Origin of the sequence: Nostoc sp. DedQUE05 (genome assembly GCF_034530955.1) — a bacterium.
GTDB lineage: Bacteria > Cyanobacteriota > Cyanobacteriia > Cyanobacteriales > Nostocaceae > Nostoc.
This window is the reverse complement of record NZ_JAVRCB010000022.1, coordinates 22,863-41,587: the sequence shown is the minus strand read 5'-3', so window position 1 is coordinate 41,587 and position 18,725 is coordinate 22,863. Positions and strand designations below refer to the sequence as shown.

At 40.7% G+C, this 18,725-nt stretch carries 8 protein-coding genes and 2 pseudogenes; 3 read left to right on the top strand and 7 right to left on the bottom strand.

What is annotated here, in order from left to right; genetic code table 11:
- Window positions 1-36 precede the first annotated feature (36 nt).
- The 5 genes and pseudogenes from RMZ42_RS17695 to RMZ42_RS34740 all read right to left on the bottom strand — a co-directional run.
- A complete protein-coding gene (locus RMZ42_RS17695) occupies window positions 37-5,901 on the bottom strand; it encodes an AAA family ATPase (RefSeq protein WP_322672612.1) in 5,865 nt (1,954 codons plus the stop codon).
- 75 nt (window positions 5,902-5,976) lie between these two features.
- On the bottom strand, window positions 5,977-10,320 hold the full coding sequence (locus tag RMZ42_RS17690; protein WP_416211821.1) for an ATP-binding protein: 4,344 nt from the start codon (window positions 10,318-10,320) through the stop codon (window positions 5,977-5,979).
- Window positions 10,303-10,782: pseudogene (locus RMZ42_RS34750) on the bottom strand (ATP-binding protein); the annotation flags it as partial. The pseudogene RMZ42_RS34750 and the gene RMZ42_RS17690, both read right to left, overlap by 18 nt.
- Entirely contained in the window at window positions 10,773-10,970 is a 198-nt protein-coding gene (locus RMZ42_RS34745) for a PAS domain S-box protein (protein ID WP_416211820.1), read from the bottom strand. The pseudogene RMZ42_RS34750 and the gene RMZ42_RS34745, both read right to left, overlap by 10 nt.
- Window positions 10,971-11,169: 199 nt before the next feature.
- Window positions 11,170-11,463, bottom strand: a pseudogene (locus RMZ42_RS34740) (extracellular solute-binding protein); the annotation flags it as partial.
- 355 nt (window positions 11,464-11,818) lie between these two features.
- Here RMZ42_RS34740 and RMZ42_RS17685 point away from each other — a divergent pair.
- The 3 genes from RMZ42_RS17685 to RMZ42_RS17675 are packed head-to-tail and all read left to right on the top strand — an operon-like array spanning window position 11,819 to window position 14,641.
- Window positions 11,819-12,904: a spermidine/putrescine ABC transporter substrate-binding protein gene (locus tag RMZ42_RS17685; RefSeq protein WP_322672611.1), complete on the top strand. Its 1,086-nt coding sequence runs from the start codon at window positions 11,819-11,821 to the stop codon at window positions 12,902-12,904.
- A 60-nt stretch (window positions 12,905-12,964) separates the two neighbouring features.
- Window positions 12,965-13,858, top strand: a complete 894-nt coding sequence (locus RMZ42_RS17680) for an ABC transporter permease (protein ID WP_322672672.1) — start codon at window positions 12,965-12,967, stop codon at window positions 13,856-13,858.
- A gap of 54 nt (window positions 13,859-13,912) precedes the next feature.
- A complete protein-coding gene (locus tag RMZ42_RS17675; RefSeq protein ID WP_322672610.1) occupies window positions 13,913-14,641 on the top strand; it encodes a Uma2 family endonuclease in 729 nt (242 codons plus the stop codon).
- Window positions 14,642-14,695: 54 nt separating this feature from the next.
- Here the strand turns inward: RMZ42_RS17675 and RMZ42_RS17670 are convergent, their stop codons facing one another.
- Window positions 14,696-18,316 carry a response regulator gene (locus RMZ42_RS17670; RefSeq protein ID WP_322672609.1) on the bottom strand — a complete coding sequence of 1,207 codons (3,621 nt, stop codon included), beginning with the start codon at window positions 18,314-18,316 and terminating at the stop codon, window positions 14,696-14,698.
- A gap of 3 nt (window positions 18,317-18,319) precedes the next feature.
- The gene (locus RMZ42_RS17665; protein ID WP_322672608.1) at window positions 18,320-18,700 is read right to left on the bottom strand and encodes a four helix bundle protein; all 381 of its coding nucleotides are present in this window, start codon (window positions 18,698-18,700) and stop codon (window positions 18,320-18,322) included.
- Between the last annotated feature and the right edge of the window lie 25 nt (window positions 18,701-18,725).

Genomic DNA, 18,725 nt, shown 5'->3' with positions numbered 1-18,725 from the left:
CAGATGTCTGAAGTTGTTTACTAAACGAGCCAAAAATTACACTGGAAATTCAATCACAAATTCTGTACCTTCACCAAGAACAGAGTTGCAACTCAATTTACCGCCGTGGGTTGATTCAACGATTTGTCGAGCGATCGCCAACCCCAACCCCGTACCTTTACCAACAGGTTTTGTAGTAAATAAATGGTCAAAAATCTTTTGTTTAACTGATTCGCTTATTCCTTTGCCATTATCAGCAATGGTAATTTTTACAACACTATTTGCCAGTGAAGTATTAATTGTAATGCAATTAATATTTGTTTGAATTTCCTGAAAACTGCGTCCAATATTCGACTCATCTATTGCATCAATAGCATTAGCAAGAATATTCATAAACACCTGATTTAATTGTCCAGGAAAACATTCAATTGGCGGTAAATTACCATAGTTAGTTATCACTTCAATAGCTGGACGTTGTTGGTTAGCTTTGAGGCGATGTTTGAGAATCAGAAGGGTGCTATCAATACCTTCGTGAATATTAAATAGCACTTTATAATCTCGATCGGCACGAGAAAAAGTACAGAGTGAAGTGCTGATTTTTTTCAGCCTGTTGCACGCCATCGTCATAGATTCAATTACCTTAGATACGTCTTCTAAGCTATATTCCAAATCAATTTGCTCGGCATGGTCAATAATTTCCTCACTGCTATTTGGGAAAGTTGTTTGATAGAGTTTCAGGTGTTCGGTAAAATCGGCAATGATGGGTTGAGTTTGTTGCAGACTAGCAGCAATAAAGCCCAAAGGATTATTCATTTCGTGAGCAACACCAGCAACTAAATTACCCAAAGCAGACATTTTCTCACTTTGGATCGTTTGTAATTGGGCGTTTTGCAAATCGGTTAGCGCCTGTTGTAATAAGAGCGATTTTTCCTCTAAAGCAAGTTCTACTTTTTGGCGTTCGCTAATATCCAACAAGAATCCATCCCAAACTATAGTTCCATCGGCTTTTTGTTCTATTCGGGCTTGGGAGTGAATCCATTTAATAATCCCAGATGGTGTAATAATTCGCCCTAACCAGTCAAAAGAAGTTAAGGTTTGCATTGAGTCAATAACAGACTGCTGGTAACTTGCGACATCATCTGGATGCATTCTCTCCAAGAGCAACTGCACATTAGCGATCGCTTGTTCGGCTGTAATTTCGTATAGTTCATAACATTCTCTACTCATATAGGTGAGAGACATTGCACCATTAGCAAATATCTGATACTGATAAACAACGCCAGGAACATTATCTACAAGTTTCTCAAAGCGAGAGTTACTCGCACTCAATTCGGCAAGCGATCGCTCTAACTGTTGGGCATATTCTAAGGAACGTTCATATAGTCGGGCATTTTCCAAAGAAATGGCAGCTTGAGCGCAGATTAAATTCAGCAGTTCGACGCGATCGCTGGTGAACGCTCCCATTGCTAAATTATTTTCTAGATATAAAATGCCCATCAACTTGCCTTGACGCAAAATCGGACTGCACAAGATACTTTTGGGCTGTTGACGAACAATATACGGATCGTTGGCTAAGGTGGGATCTGCTGTCGCATCCACCAGGACAACAGTCTGCCTGTTGTGCAAGACTTTGTAAATCAGCTTCAGGGGAATATCTTGGCTCTCTTCAATGGGAATGCGCTGCAATACAATTGGTTGTGACCCCTCAACAATTAACCCTTTGACCAACAAGCGATCGTCTCGCAACAACATCAACACGCATTTATCCGCCCCTGCATCTTCGATGACGATTCTAAGCAACGATGAAAGCAGTTTTTCAAGTTCGATTTGCTCTGAGAGAGTTTGGGAAGCTTTGAGAACAGCTGCTAAATCTAGGGAATCTGAACTGCTGCTAGAAGTGGCCGAACTGGTGTATGTAACGCTCCCCAAAGCGAAGATGGTTTCGTTAATGGAAAGGGGAGAACGGGTTTGCTGTAATATCGCAGCAAGTAGTTGAGGATAGCGTTTTTCTAAATCAGCAACCTTGGCTTTGGCTCCCCAACGAACATAGCCATAGTAGGCTTGAATCATATACTCCTGAGCAATCCGCTCCTTATCCCATTCCAGGTAAAACTTTGCTGCTAGTTCGTTGGCGAGTGCTTCAATTTGGCTAAAGTGATTTTCTTTGGCTGCGGTAATGGCGCGATCGTAACAGGCGATCGCATCTGCGTAATTACCAGAAACTCTTGCCATTTCAGCCCCAAGCAACAGCGATTGATGCAAAAAGTTCTCTGGACAAGTCTGTGTCCAGGTTTCTAGCAGCTGCCGATGCTGCTGCATTACATCCCAGTACTGCTGTTGATTCTCTGGGGTTGCTTGGAGATAAAGTGCAGCTAAACTAAGTGGGTAATAGAAGTGGAATAAAACGATCGGAAACAGACCAAGATTAGAAGCCAGGGTTTTTTCAGCAATTGCAGCAACTTCCAGGGCATCGGCATAGCGACCGTACAAGTACAATAGCTGGAGTTTCAAGAAGCAATACCAATTGATCCCAGCTTCAAAATTATTCTTTTGCCAAGCATCAAGACAGACAATCTGGCGATCGCCGCGATCGACTAGCAGATCGGGTTCTTCTAATAAACCTTGCAGGTGCAACAGAAATTGCTGCTGGAGGTTAAATGTCAGCGTCATGTTCGCGTTATTTACTTGTTGCACATAGCTCAAGTATTTCTCGGTTTCGGCATACACCTCTGATAAGCAATCGCCCTTCAGCAGCATTGTCCAAATCAGACATATTACTGCCCAGATGCCAAACCCAATGTCACCTGTTTCATAACTAATCTGAACAGATTGTTGGTAAACTGCGATGTTTTCCACTAGTGGTCTGTTGTAGGGATTGATTGTATGACCAAAAACGTTATTGGTTTTGGGAATGAACTTGGCGCTATTGAATTGGCGATCGAGCTTTCGCCCTAAAGTAGCGAACTCATAAGCACTTCGATAGTCTCCCTGAATTGTGAGCATCATCCCATACAAACAATAAGCGCAACCCGAACTTTCGGCATTGCCATAGGTGAATGAAGTCTGAACCATTAACAGGATGCTGAGAATTGTCAGCGCTTGATTGCCACCAACATAAGCAGCTCCCCATAAATCGGGGAGGATTGACATACATACTTTCTTCGCCAGATCGGTCATCGCAGGCAGATCGAATAAATCTGCGGGTTGCACAGTTGCCAGTTTGGAATGAATTTCCTGGAGTGTAGTTGCAATTAGCGCTTGCTGACCTGCATCGGTTGCCGGAATGCTCATACCCATAACACTCAAGCCACTCAGTGCAGCTTCATAAGCGGCGAGTAGATTCTCTCCCTGATTGGATCTCAGAGCTAGTTGCAGCCCATAAATGTCTGCTAGCTCGAATTTATTCTCGACGTACTGTAATGCCTGATGGAAGAGTCGTTCTGCCTCGTCAAAGCGTCCTGTGATGTATTCGCATTCTGCACATTCCCGATAAAGCTTAAAAGTCAGGTCGTAGGCAGTTTGCCAACTATCTTCGGGAAGCATTTCCATACCGATCGCACAGTATTTAATGGCTGCTTTATAAGCTGTGGAAACTTTTGCTTTTTTGCCAGCAATCAGATTCAACTGCGCTAACTGATATCGCTCCTCGATCCGATTTATCAAAGCAATTCCATTGTTCAACTGATTAACAATATCAAAAACATTCAGTTCTATAACTTCAGGTGCGGTATTTTGCAACAGCAATTGCCCAATTTTGAGATGAGTCGCTTGCTTTTGGTCGTCAGGAATCAGAGAATAAGCAGCTTGTTGGACGCGATCGTGCAGGAACCGATAGGTCGGATTAACTGTCTCCCCTTGGGACTTTTGGGCATCCTGAAAAAACTTGTAAATCTGACTCGTGGGTAAAATCAAGCCTTCCTGCAAAGCTTTCCACAATGCTGTGGCTGCATCGGTTGGCGATCGTTCTGAAACGATCGCCAATGTTTCCAGATCGAACTGTGCCCCCACACAAGCAGCCAGCTTCAGCATCTCTTGAGTGGTTTGTGGCAACTTTTGTAATTGCTGCGCCATGAATTCAACCACATCATCAGTAAGCGAGAGCAATTTCACCGACACCATATCGCATTGCCAGTGTCCAACTTGCAAGTTATATGTAACGTAGTTTTCCTGATGCAAAGCTCTGAGAAATTGGGTAGCAAAGAAGGGATTGCCTTTGGTTTTTTGATAAACTAACTCTGCCAGGGGTTGTGCTAGAACTGTGGAACAACTGAGGGTGTCGGCAACCAAACAATCGATCTGAGATTGATTTAACGGGGTGAGGGTAAGGGTACTGATAGTTGCCTCAGCTTTCTTCATCTCCTCCAGTGTCAGCATTAGCGGATGGCTGGGAAAGACTTCGTTATCTCGGTATGCCCCGATTGTTAGCAGGGAATCCACTTCGCTTTGACTCATCAACACTTGCATTAAACTCAGTGAAGCTGAATCTGCCCACTGCAAATCATCGAGGAACATCACTAACGGATGTTCTAGTGTAGCGAACGCAGCAATGAATTTTACAAATACCAACTTGAAGCGGTTTTGGGCGGCACTACCATTGAGTTCTGGGGCTGCTGGTTGTTTGCCGATAATCTGCTCTAGTTCGGGAATGACTTCAATTAGGACTTGCCCATTTTCACCTAAAGCACAGAGGATTTTGTCTTTCCACTGCGCTAGTTGCTCATCAGTTTCGCTTAACAATTGTTCCATTAAATCTCGGAATGCCTGTACAAAGGCACTCAACGGGATATTGCGGTTAAACTGGTCAAATTTGCCTTTGATAAAGTAGCCGCGTTGTCTGACAATCGGCTTATGCACTTCGTTGACAACAGCAGTTTTACCAATCCCCGAAAACCCAGCAACCAGCATCATTTCTGTTGCGCCAAGGCTGACTCGCTCAAATGCTTGCAGGAGAGTTTGAACCTCCATGTCTCTGCCATAAAGTTTATCGGGGATGATGAAGCGATCGCACACATCCCTAGTGGCTATTTCAAAATCTGTTACCTTACCATCAACTTGTAGCTGATGCAAACATTTTTCTAAATCAAACTTCAACCCCAATGCACTCTGATATCTATCTTCGGCGTTTTTCGCGATTAATTTGCTCGTAATATCACAAAGAACTTGGGGAATCTCGTGATTTTTGAATTTTGTTAGCGTAGCGCGAGCGTCATTTGGAATTTTGAATCGATCGGGTTGTTTTGCAATATGAGAATGTACCAACTCCATTGGATCGTTTGAATTAAACGGTAATTCCCCAGTCAGTAATTCGTAGAAAGTTACGCCAAGTGAATAAAAATCTGTGCGATAATCAATCCCCCGATTCATTCTACCTGTTTGTTCGGGGGAAATATAAGCAAGTGTCCCTTCTAACACATTGGGATTGACCAGGGTTTGGGTTTCCCGTGGTAAAAGTGATGCAATACTAAAGTCAATTAATTTAACTTGTTTGGTTGCGGGATTAATTAATATATTGCTGGGTTTGATGTCTTTGTGAATAATCCGTTCGTGGTAGAGTATATCTAAGGTATTGCACAGAGCGATCGCAATTTCTAGAAACTCCTGTAGAGATTGTAGATTCCCTGTGAGTTCCCATTCTTTGAGAGAAATCCCGCCAAAATCTTCCATTACCAGCGCATAGCCATTCTCATAGGCTTGAAGGCTGTAGCTTTGGACGATTAGCGGTGAGTTGAGATTTTTAGCAATGGTGTATTGATTGCGAAACGACAAGAGTTCGCCAAAACTCGGATAGGGATTTTTCAGCAGTTTGATCGTTACTGGTAAAGAGTCACTCTCTCGATACCCTCGATAAACCAGCGTTCTCGAACCATTGTAGAGTTCTTCAGTTATGTGATATCCGGGAATCCTAACAAGAGTGCTGACCATAACTGCTCAAAGAGTGAGATTTACAGATATAGTGTTCCCAGATAGATTAAGTGTTTGATAAACAACAGCAAAGATTTACATTGCAATTTCAATGAGAAATTCTGTACCATGACCCAGAACAGAATTGCAACTCAATTTGCCACCGTGGGTTGATTCGACGATTTGTCGGGCGATCGCCAACCCTAACCCCGTACCTTTCCCCACAGATTTCGTAGTAAATAAATGGTCAAAAATCTTTTGTTTGATTTCTTCACTCATCCCCTTACCGTTATCTGCAATGGCAATTTTCACGAGTTTCTCTACTATTGAAGTGGTAATTGTAATTCGGTTGGAATTGGCTTTGATTTCCTCAAAATTACGTCCGTGATTCGATTCTTCTAATGCATCAATAGCATTCGCTAAGATATTCATAAATACCTGATTCAATTGCCCAGGAAAGCATTCAACTTGAGGTAAATTACCGTAGTTAGTGACAACTTCAATCGTCGGACGTTCAGGGTTGGCTTTCAGACGATGTTTGAGAATGAGAATGGTACTATCAATACCTTCGTGAATATTAAACGGTACTTTGTAGTCTTTGTCAGCACGAGAGAAAGTGCGGAGTGAAGTGCTGATGTTTTTGAGCCTGTCACATGCCATAGTCATGGAATCAAGCATTTTGGGCAAGTCTGATAAGCTATATTCCAAATCAATTTCTGACTCATGGTCGAGAATTTCTTCACTCTTGTTTGGTAAAGTTTCTTGATAGAGTTTCAAGTGTTCGATAATATCAGTAAACGTTGGTTTAGCTTGTTTGAGACTGGCAGCAATAAAACCGAGAGGATTATTCATTTCATGGGCGACACCAGCAACTAAGTTACCCAACGCAGACATTTTCTCACTTTGAACAATTTGTAATTGAGCTTGTTGCAATGCCAGTTCTGCTTGCTTGCGATCGCTAATATCCAAAAACAATCCATCCCAAACTAGCGTTCCATCCACACGCCGTTCAATTCTAGATTCGCCGTGAATCCACTTGACGATTCCTGATGGAGTGACGATTCGCCCCTCCCAGCGCCAGTGAGATACAGTTTGAACGGTGTCAGTACTTGATTCCTGGTAAGAAGCCACATCATCAGGATGTACCATTTTGTCAAAAAACTTCGCATCGGCAGCAGCTTGCTCTGGCGTAATTTCGTACAAATTGTAACAGTCAGCACTGATGTAGTTTAACGATAGGATTCCATCAGCACTCATCTGGTATTGAAAAACCACCCCAGGCACGTTGTCTACTAAGTTGTGGAAGCGAGACTGGGCGGCACTCAATTCGGCGAATGACTGTTTTAGCTGTTGGGCATATTCTAAGGAACGTTCGTAAAGTCGGGCATTTTCCAAGGAAATTGCAGCTTGAGCGCATAGTAAATTGAGTAGTTCGATGCGTTCGCTGGTAAACGCCCCCGTTGCTAAATTATTTTCTAGATATAAAATGCCTCTCAACTTGCCTTGATGCAAAATCGGGCTACACAAAATACTCTTGGGCTGCTGGCGTATGATATAGGGGTCGTTGGCTAAGGTGGGATCTGCTGTCGCATCCAGCAGGACAATAGTCTGACTGTTGTGCAAGACTTTGTAAATGAGCTTGTGGGGAATATCCTGACTCTCCTCCACAGGAATTTTCTGCAACACCACTGGTTCTGTTCCCAAAGTCATTGACCCTTTAATCAACAGGCGACTGTCTCGCAACAGCATTAACACGCATTTATCAGCCCCGGCATTTTCGATGACGATTCTCAGTAACGATGCAAGCAGTTTCTCCAGTTCGATTTCACTAGAGATAGTGTGAGAGGCTTTGAGAATCGCTTTTAAATCTAGGATATCTGAGACACTACTGCTAGAACTCGTAGAAGTGGAGGTGACAGTTCCCAAAGCGAAGATGGTTTCGTTAATTGAAAAGGCCGAACGAGTTTGCTGTAATATGGGGGCAAGTAGTTGCGGATAGCGTTTTTCTAAATCGGCAACTTTGGCTTTTGCACCCCATTTGGCGTAACAATAGTAAGCTTCTTGCATATAGCCGGCGGCAACTTTTGCTTTACCCCAACCCAGGTAGAATTTAGCTGCCAGTTCGTTAGCTAAGGCTTCTTCTTGGAGGTAGCCGTTGGCTTTAGCAAAAGAAATAGCGCGATCGTAATAATCCCCTGCTTCATAATTCTTGCCTAATACTCGGTATTTTTCTGCCTCTACCAAATCCACCTTATGCTGGTAATTCATGGGTGCATGATGCGCCCATTGCTGTAAGTGGGTTTGGTTTTCTGTTACACTCTGCAATGCTGCTGATGTTGCATCTAACTGTGGATTCAATTGTGCCAAAGTCAGCAGCGAATCGTAAAGATAAAATACTGGTTCGCTGACTAATCCCGCACCAGCCATAAAATAGCGCCTGACTTCAATAGCATGATTTTTCGCTGGCTCAATTTCTCCAAACAAGAAACAAAGCATTAGTTTATACAAATGGAAAATATACAATCCATATCCATCATTGGTAGACTGTAGCTGCTGGAGAAATTCTGTTTCTTCAAGGGCTTTTCCAGACAAAAAGGTGGTATGTTCTGCAACTCCTAGCAGATTTAAAACCGGTTGCCAATAAATCCGACAATAATTTGCGGTTGTCAATTGATTTATTTGCATCAAACTATGGCAGTAGGCGCAAATATCCTGCTCTAAGGTAGCCAGGGGTTGACTGCACCAAAAAGAATTGAGACAAAAAGTGTGCCCATTATATCCAGCAAGTATCAGGTTTCCAAATTCTAAGGCACTGGTATAACCCTCTTGCAAGAGGGGTAGTGTTTCTTTAATGTGAGATTTGCGGTGTACAACAAATATCCCCAAGATCATCAAAACATCTGTTTTACTTGCTTTGGCATCGAGTTTTGAAATAATCTGGAGTCCTAGGGAACCAAATTGCGATCCTGTATCTACGGCTTGTAAGAAATTGCAGAGAATACTGCCATAGGTCGCATAGCCTAAAGCAGAAGTCGATGTGTTACCGTACTGAATTGAGAGTTTAACGGACAAACTATTCAACAATGGGTACAGCGCAGAGCCAGAGAGGTAAGCTGCTGGGATTATGATATTGACAATCTTCAGAGTAGCGAGTTTTTCTGCATCCCTCATCTGTGGCAAGTGAACCAAATCGGCAATTTGCCTATCTCCAATCAGTTCCTCAATCTCTTGGATTTCCTGTTGAAGATTTGATGGTGTCGGTGTTTGGGGAAAGCTGACACCAAGCTGTTGTAAGACTGGCTGGGCGATCGCGATCGCACAAGTCAATTTACTTTGGGAAATATGAGATTGAATTCTAATGCAGTAGACATTAACCTTTTCTAGTAAGGAATCTGCCTGTTGAATGACAGTATCAATGAACTGTTCCATCGCCTCAAAGTTACCATTTAGCATTGCCACTTCCGCCGCTAATTCATGCAAGGCAAGGGTCATTTCATACTGTTGCTGCCAAGTATTTCCTCCCAACAAAGACAATCCCACTGTGACATATTCACGCGCTGCTTGATAGGCGGTTGAATTTTTGGCTTTGCGAGATGCAATCAAATTAAGTTGTGCTAGTTCCGAGCGTTGAGTTTGTTCGCTAATTAAAGCCGTGCCGTAATTTAATTGATTGACGATTTCAAAAATGCGGTCAACTCTAGCTTGTGCGGAAATCTGTTGCAGCAGCAGTTGTCCGATTTGGTAATGAGTCGTCTGTTTTTGGTCATCAGGAATCAGGGAATAGGCTGCTTGCTGTACTCGGTCATGTAAGAATTTGTATGTAACAATCAGTTGATTTTCTGATGTATCAGCAAGGGTTTTTTGCCAGACATAAAATTTATAAACATCACCAATTGGTAAAATCAACCCTTCTTGCAAAGCTTTCCACAAAGCCGCAGCCGTGTCAATTTCCGATTGCTGCGAAACAATTGCCAAAGTTGCTAAATCAAAAGAGTTACCAATACAAGCTGCTAACTGCAAGACATCTTGAGTCGAGTGTGGGAATTTTTGCAGTTGCAAACTCATAAAAGTTACAACGTCATCTGTAACGGCTTGAGCCGTCACTTCTGATATATTGCATTGCCAACAGCTTAACTCAAAGTCAAATTGGATTAATCCATCTTGATACAATGCTTTGAGAAACTGTGTTGCAAAAAATGGATTTCCTTTAGTTTTTTGATAAATCAATACAGAAAGATGCCATGCTAGATTTTCTGAACATTTGAGTGTGTCAGCAACTAACTGATTGACTGTGGCTTGATTTAATGGTGTTAAAATAATTGTATTAATTGTTGCTTGTAATTTAGCAATTTCATTCAAAGTCAATACTAATGGATGTGCTGGATTGACTTCGTTATCGCGGTACGCACCAATAATGAAAAGATGACCTGTATCAGCCATTAATAACTGCATTAAATTCAGCGATGCTGAATCTGCCCATTGCAAATCATCTAAAAATATTACTAAGGGATGTGATGCACTGGTAAAGACTTGAGTAAATTTTTGAAAGAGTAAGTTAAAACGATTTTGGGCTGCTGTTCCTGATAGTTCTGCTGCTGGTGGTTGTTCGCCAATAATTCTTGATAGTTCGGGAATTACTTCAATAATGACTTGCCCATTTTCACCAACCGCCTCTAAAATCTTATTTTTCCATTGCCCTAGTTGGACATCACTTTCGGTTAATAATTGCTCTATTAAATCGCGGAATGCTTGCACAAAGGCACTGAAGGGTATATTGCGGTTGAACTGGTCATATTTGCCTTTGATAAAGTAGCCGCGTTGGCGCACAATTGGTTTATGCACTTCGTTGACAACTGCGGTTTTGCCAATGCCGGAAAATCCAGCAACTAGCATCATTTCTGTTGCACCAATTGCACTTGGGCGCCTTGAAGTTCTGCTAGTGCTTCTTCTAGATTTTGTTTTTGTTGTTTGAGTTCTTCTTGTGCTTGGTGACGTTCGGTAATGTCTTCTGTCACTGATAAAATGCCGAAGATATTTCCCTTGGCATCGCGTAAAGGCATCTTGCTCGTATCCATCCAAGTTTGCTTCATTAGGCAAGCCAAAGTCCATCGTTTTTTTATAGATATCCAGCGCCTTAGCAAACGCTGGATTGCGAACCAAAGGTTTCATGGTTTCCAGGTCAAAAAATCCTCCTTGGGTTGTTCCCTGAGATTGCAGCCAGGAACTAGTAATTGAGGTAAATAGCAAGTAACCGGCAAAGCGAGGGCCTTTTGCCATACAAGAGCCGTAGTCTGGTGTACCATCATTATTTAAGTCTTTGCCATGAAACTGTTTGGCGATCGCCAGATAATCGTCCCAAGTTGTCGGAGGCTCTAATCCAGCGGTTTTAAGGAGATCGCTGCGATAGTAAACCATGTGAAAATCACCATCCAACGGTATCGCGTAAATCCGCTGTTTATACCTTGCACTCACATCTCGAAAAATAGGAGCAATATCCTGCCATTGCAAGGCTGAGTCAGACTGAACACGATTAGTTAAATCTTCTAGATCGTAGACATTTGGATGATTCCTCCTTACAGTTATGAATCCAAAACTCCTGTCACAGTTTTAACTGGTAAGGTAAGGACAAACCCTGTGATTTTTGCTAGTACAGAAGTGTAGTTCAGCTTGCCACACCGAGTTTCCTTGATAATTTGGCGTTAGCGAAGCTCACCGTTCGCGTAGCGTCTCGTAGAGAAGGTATCGCTCGCTTTGTTAATTTTTATAACTCAAGCTTGATTAAAAACCATACCTAAAACTAGCTAATAGCAGTAACTTATTAACAGTTGCACAGGTAGATACACTTAAGTTAATCTTTAAACTACCTATGGGCACTCCAATTAAAGCCATATTTAGAATCAATCGACAACAATACAAAAGATGATTAACTATTAACTTAATGACTAACAGACGTCAATTTTTGAAAGGGGTGGCAGCACTTTCTAGCTTATCTTTAGGTGGTTGTGGCTGGAGGCTGGCTGAAGTACGTGCTAATTCTAATACCAATAGTCAGCGCGACCAACTTTATATCTTTACCTGGACGCAATATACTGACAATCAATTACTAAAAACTTTTAGCGCCCAAACTGGCATAAAAGTGCTGGCAGATGTCTATGATTCCAATGATGTCATGCTGGCTAAATTGCAAGCTGGAGGCGGTGGCACTTACAGCATCATCAATCCATCTGATTATATGGTGCAGAAGATGGTAGACAAAGGTTTGCTAACAGAAATAAATCACGATCGCTTAATCGGTCTAGAGAATTTATTTCCTCGCTTTCAAAATCCTAGTTACGATCCCAATAACCGCTACAGTATCCCTTTTAACTGGGGGACAACAGGTTTACTTTACAATTCCGAAAAAATAAAAGATGCACCACAAGACTGGGATTACCTTTGGCAAAATCAAGAGCAACTTAATCAGCGGATGACCTTGCTCAATGATGTTCGAGAAGTGATGGGTGCAACGTTACGAATGCTCGGTTATTCTTATAACTCAAAAAATGAACAAGAAATCAAACAAGCTTATGAAAAATTGAAAGTTCTAAAACCTGCGATCGCCCGTTTTGACACCGACGCTTGGCAAAATCAAATTCTGGCCGGAGATTTGCTATTGGCAATGTGTTATTCGGCAGATGCAGTGAAAATCTCTCAAGAAAACCCTAAACTCAAATATGTGATTCCTCGTAGTGGTTCTTCATTATGGACAGACACTATTGTAATTCCCAAAACAGCCCCCAACCAAGCTGGAGCCTATGCTTGGATTAACATGATTTTGCAACCAGAAATCGCAGCCCAAATCACTCAACGCCTGAATATTTCTACGCCGAATAGCGCCGGATTTGAGCAATTACCAAAAACAATCCAAAACAACACTAATTTGTTTCCGCCAGAGTCACTGTTAAAAAATTGTGAACGTGTTACACCTGTAGGAGAATTTGAAGAGGTTTACGATCGTTATTGGACTCAATTAACTAGCAGTTAAAAGAGTTAGGAGTTAAGAGTAGAGACGCGATTAATCGCGTCTGTACAGGAGTTAGGAGTGATTAATTTGGAAAAAAATGATATTTCTCAAATAGAAAAATTGCAGCATCCCGTTAGAAATTGGTTGCAACCCTTGGTATTGCTTGCACCATCTGGGATTTGGTTATTACTTTTGTTGGTGCTGCCAGCTTTGATTATTTTCGAGTTAAGTTTAGTTGCAGATATCCGACCGGGAGATTTGGTTAATCCCAACGGATTCAAAAACTACATCCGAATATTTGACTCCCTTTACGTGCAAGTAATTTGGCGATCGCTATTTTTTGCGTTTGGCACTACGATAATTTGTTTAATTTTGGGTTTCCCCGTCGCCTATTGGATTGCTCAGATAGCACCGCAGCGTTGGCGAAATTTACTGCTATTAGGCTTTGTTCTACCTTTGTGGACTTCTTCCTTACTTCGTTCTTATGCTTGGATTACAATTCTTCGTCCTTCTGGTTTATTAAACAGTTTACTTAGCAATTTAGGCTTGCCTACTTTGCAATTACTTAATCAGAGTCAAGCTGTATTTATTGGTATGAGTTACAGCTTATTACCTTATATGGTTTTAATTTTATATGCTTCTCTCGAAAAGCTAGACAAGCGGTTGCTAGAAGCTGCGGCTGATTTAGGTGCAAATCCGGTGGAAACTTTTTTCCAAGTAACCGTACCGCAAATTTTTTCGGGAATTGCGGCTGCTTCCATGCTTGTATTTATCACAGGATTGGGGGATTTTGTCGATCCAGAATTACTCGGTGGTGCTTCTAGTATGACGGCGGCGCGATTAGTTTATAATCAGTTTCTTGGAGCAACCCAAAATTGGGGATTTGGTTCAGCCTTGAGTATGACGTTAATTTTGCTTGTTAGTATTGCGATCGCACTTTTAATTAAGTTTGGGGAAGCTACACCCAAACGTTAAAATTTTGGTCACTCATTTATAATAAAGGCATCAAACGCCAGCGAGACAACGGTTATGCTCTCACCCGATCTCAAAAATGCGTTACCAACTACCGATGAACTTCCCTGTTCAGACGATACCCCAGTGGATAACGAAGATCAAAACTTTTTGCCCAATATTTTACTCTTCTTACTTAACTCCATTTGGGCAAATCGCATGGATTGGTACTTCGGAGTAGATATGGGAGTGTATCACACCACAGGAGTAAATCCCAGAGTACCTGTAGTCCCAGATGCTTTTTTAAGTCTGGGAGTAGAACGGAAAAAGGGTGGTAAATCACGCAAAAGTTACGCAGTTTGGGAAGAAAATGGGATAGTTCCAATATTCACATTAGAAATGGTATCCCATACTCCAGGAGGTGAATACGACGAAAAGCTAGACATATATAGAAAACTCGGTGTATTGTACTACGTAATTTATAACCCTGAGTTTTGGCGACGCGACCAACATCAACCCTTGGAAGTGTATAAGTTGCTCAATGGAAACTACCAATTACAAATAGGTGAACCTTATTTGATGCCAGAGGTGGGTTTAGGTATTGGGCGACACCAAACTGTAATTGGCGGCATACAACAGGAGTTTTTATGTTGGTATGACGAGCAAGGAAAGCGCTATTTGACAGATGCAGAACAGGCACAACAAGAGCGATCGCGGGCTGAACAAGAACGGCAAAGGGCTGAACAATTAGCGCAATATTTACGTTCTCTGGGTGTAGATCCAAATAATTTACCTGATAATTCGTAATGACGCTCGTGGACTCGCTACCGCTACGCTAACGTAATTCGTAATTAAAAATTGTTAATTATTTTTCACTATAAGTAAATGATCTAAAGCATCTATATTATTGTTAATTAACTCCTTAATTTTAGAGATAAACTCATGCTCTAAAAAAGGTTTAGTTAAGTAAGCTTTTGCACCTAATTCTTTAGCAAGCTGGCGATGTTTTTCAGCGCTGCGAGATGTGAGAATAACTACAGGTATTTTTGCTAAATTTGGGTATTGGCGGAAATTGCTCAATAACTCAAAACCGTTCATTCGTGGCATCTCTAAATCAGAGACGACAACTTGAATTTCAGGATGTAACTGCAATTTTTCTAGAGCTTCTACACCATTTTGAGCTTGTATTACTTGATAGCCAGATTTTTGGAGAGTTAGAGAGAGAGTTTGCCGGAGACTAATTGCATCATCTACTACTAAAACAACTTTTGGTGATTTATAATCTGGCTCTTGGGAATAACTGAGTTGGGTTTCTATAGTTGTTGTAGAAGTCGATGCCGCAAGTAATGGTGTAGATGAAAAAGTATGCCCTGATATTGGTAAAGCTTTTATATTTGACGGAGAAGCTACTGGTAGCGCCCTGATATCAAGTGTTGTTTGTTGGATTTCGCTAGATTTGATCAACAACAAAGCATCAATTACTAAGATGAGATTACCATTAGCTAAACTACTACAACCATAAATGTATTTTGGCGGTGCGATCGCATTTCCTAAAGGTCTGATTACCAGTTCTTGTTCGCCGATTATTTGGTCAACTTCTAAAGCAACCTTTCCCTGATTTCGCTGTAGCAAAAGCACCGGATTCTTTGCTATGTTTTGGTTTTGATTATTTGAAATATTGTATGGAGTCTCATTATTAGTGAATGAACTATTATAATTAATCAATTTTGAAAGGTGACGAAGACTGACCATAGTCTCATCATTATCTATATTCAAATGTAAGACTTTTTTACCTTCAATTTCTTTAATCTGTTGTTCAGAGGGAATCAATATTTTTTCGATACTGTCCAACATCAGACCATAAACAACACCTTTGGCTTGAACTAGCATTAACTTCTCTGTAGTCATAGAAAAAGGAATTTTTAGGATGAATATTGTTCCTTGGTTGGGTAAGGATTGAACTGAAATCGAGCCGTTGAGCGCGTGCATTTGAGTACGCACAATATCTAAACCCATACCGCGCCCAGAAATTTCACTTACTTTCTTTGCAGTAGTAAATCCAGGCGAAAATATCAAATCTAAAAGTTCAGGTTCAGCCAGACTAGAAGCATAGTTTCTAGTTTTTTCTTCAGTTTGTATGGGATAAAGTTCGACAGCTTTTCTGCGAATTCTATCTAAATTCAATCCCTGACCATCATCTCGAACTTCGATAATAGTTTGGCTACCCTGATGATAAGCGCAGATTTCGATTAAACCTTCTTCTGGTTTACCAAGCTCTCGGCGAACTTGGGGAGCTTCAATACCGTGGTCAAAAGCATTACGCACTAAGTGTAACAAAGGATCGTAGAGCTTTTGGGCGATCGCTTTATCTACCAATACTTCGCTACCGGTAAGTTTCAATTCAACAAGTTTGGCATGAACATTCCCCAATTTATTTACCATGTGGGGGAAACGATTCAGAATATTGCCCAAAGGCGACATTCGTGCTTCGACTAAGCTATCTATAATATTAAGAGTTAAATTCTCTTTTTGATCGCTAATTTGAGTAGCTTGTGTCAGAAGCAAGTCAAGAGATTCTGTAGTTTCTTGTAGTTGCAGTGTCTCTTCTATTGCTTCATGCAATGTCATGTGAAATTCTGTATATACATCCATTTCTAAAGAGTCAAAATCCACTGCAAAACTTTGCGTTTGTCCTGATGTAATATTTTGTATTTGTAAAGGTAAATCGCGTAACTCATTTAAAGTTGTTTGGTGTCTAGTAAGTTGCTGTACTAATTGCTCAATTATTTCTTTGACTTGTTCATCTTGTAAACTACGCCGTTTTTGGGAAATCAGCAATTCTCCTGCTAGATAATTGAGGTGTTGCAGTCTCTCTGTATCTACCCGAATAAATGAAGGTTGGCGAAAGTTTTTAGTTTGATCGTACTGTGATTTCTCTTCTATTTCTTTGTTGATTTGTGTAGCTATCTCAGGCATGACTTCAATAGCTGTTTCCGAAACGTCTATAATTATCTGCTCGCTGACAGTTAATGAATCAAGTTTTACTGAATAATTATCAGTCTGGGTTGTTACGATTTCAAAAGCAAGATTTTGTCTAGTTTCTTCTCCCCATATTGCTTCTAACAAATTATCAGTTGATTGATAAGATACAATCTCTTTAATCACTAACAGGTTTTGTAACTTGGGACTATCAAGCCAATTTTTCTCTTCGCTAGTAACAGGAGGATAATTTTTATATTCTTTTGCTAATTTGTGAATTTGGTTTTGTAATAATTTAATTGCTGAAAGGTGGCTATCAGATGCTTTCAGAGAATATTGAAACTTTGCAACTGCAAATAGGATAATTAAGATTATGCCACGTCGATAAATACAAAGACTTTGACTATCTTCTTCATCCTGAACAAAATCAAGAAAGTCTTTCAGCCAGTTTTCGATATAATTAAGCAGATTTTTTGTTTCTAAGTTGGGAACTAGTAAAGTCAAACTGAGTTCCGCTTCTGGTATTTGCATCTGGTGATTAAACCAGCCATAAATGTAGCGAATTACTTTTAAATAAAACTTGGCAGTTTTTGGTTTTACAGATTCGCTCTTATTGTTATCAAATGTAGTGAGAAATTGATAAAATTGTTCTTCATCAATGATAAATTTATCATTGAATGAATTATTTACTAATTTTTCAGATAACTCATTATTTTCCACTACTGCGAGTTTTCGTAAACCTGATGAAGGTTCTCCACCAGATGTGCGATCGCCTTCTAATACTAATTTTTTTGCTTGTTGTAAATCTGCAAGGGCAATTTCTGCAATTTGCTGTACCTGACTGGGATTTGCTTGCAATGCTGAGAGAATAGTTTGGGAAATTTCTCCCAATCCAGGTAAATTTAGAGATTCTGCCAAGCCCAGAAATACTTCAGCTTGAGAGTGTAAAAACTCGATAAATTCATCATTATTTGGTGGATTATTAATAACGTCAGCAATACTGTTTAGACGTTGTTCTACTCCTACTTCAAAAACAGATTGCACAATATCAAACCCCAATTCTTCAGAAGTGGGGATATGAGATTCAGCACCAAATGCATCACCCAGCTTTTCTTGCAACTGCGCGAACACTGAAGTTGCTCGATGAAGCAGTTCTTCATCATTAACAGTACTCCCTATTAGCTCAGTATTTAATGCTATACTCAAACACTCATAAGCTTGTAATAAAAGTGTTTGTAATTCTGCATCAACTACCACTTTTGGGTTGTATAAAGCCTTAAATACATCTTCTAAAAAATGGGCGATCGTCTTAATTAATTCTAGCCCAACGTTAGCTGCACCACCTTTCAGTGTATGAGTAGCTCGCATTAGATTGTGAATTTTAGCAATACTATAATCTTCCGACAAGCTAAATAGTTCTTGTTCAATAATTGTGACTAATTCTGGGGCTTCAGCTAGAAAGTAGATGTAACCTTGTTGGCGAATTTCCTTATCTGTAATCATATTTTAGATTTTTGATTTTAAATTTTGGATTTTAGATTTGTTGCGTAAAGTTTTAATTGATGCAACTGTCATTGCCAGAATTTCGGTATTTTCTAACATCAAGCTTTTCACTTTTTCCAGTGGTAATAAACCAACCTCAACAACAAGTTCCATCCAATAAAGACTTTCATCGGCTTCTTCCTCTACCAAACTGAGTTTAGCAATGACATCGGCGGTTGACTTACCACGACAAGCTGACCGATAGTTAGCTCCCACAGATGTTGCTGAACGGATTAGCTGCTTGCCAATTACATCTGCCGTTCTGCTCTGTGGGAGAGCTTCTACTAAGCGGATTGCTCGCAATGCTAGCTGCTTTGTTCTCCGCTTAAAATCCTCCTCATTCATAATCCAAAATCCAAAATCTAAAATC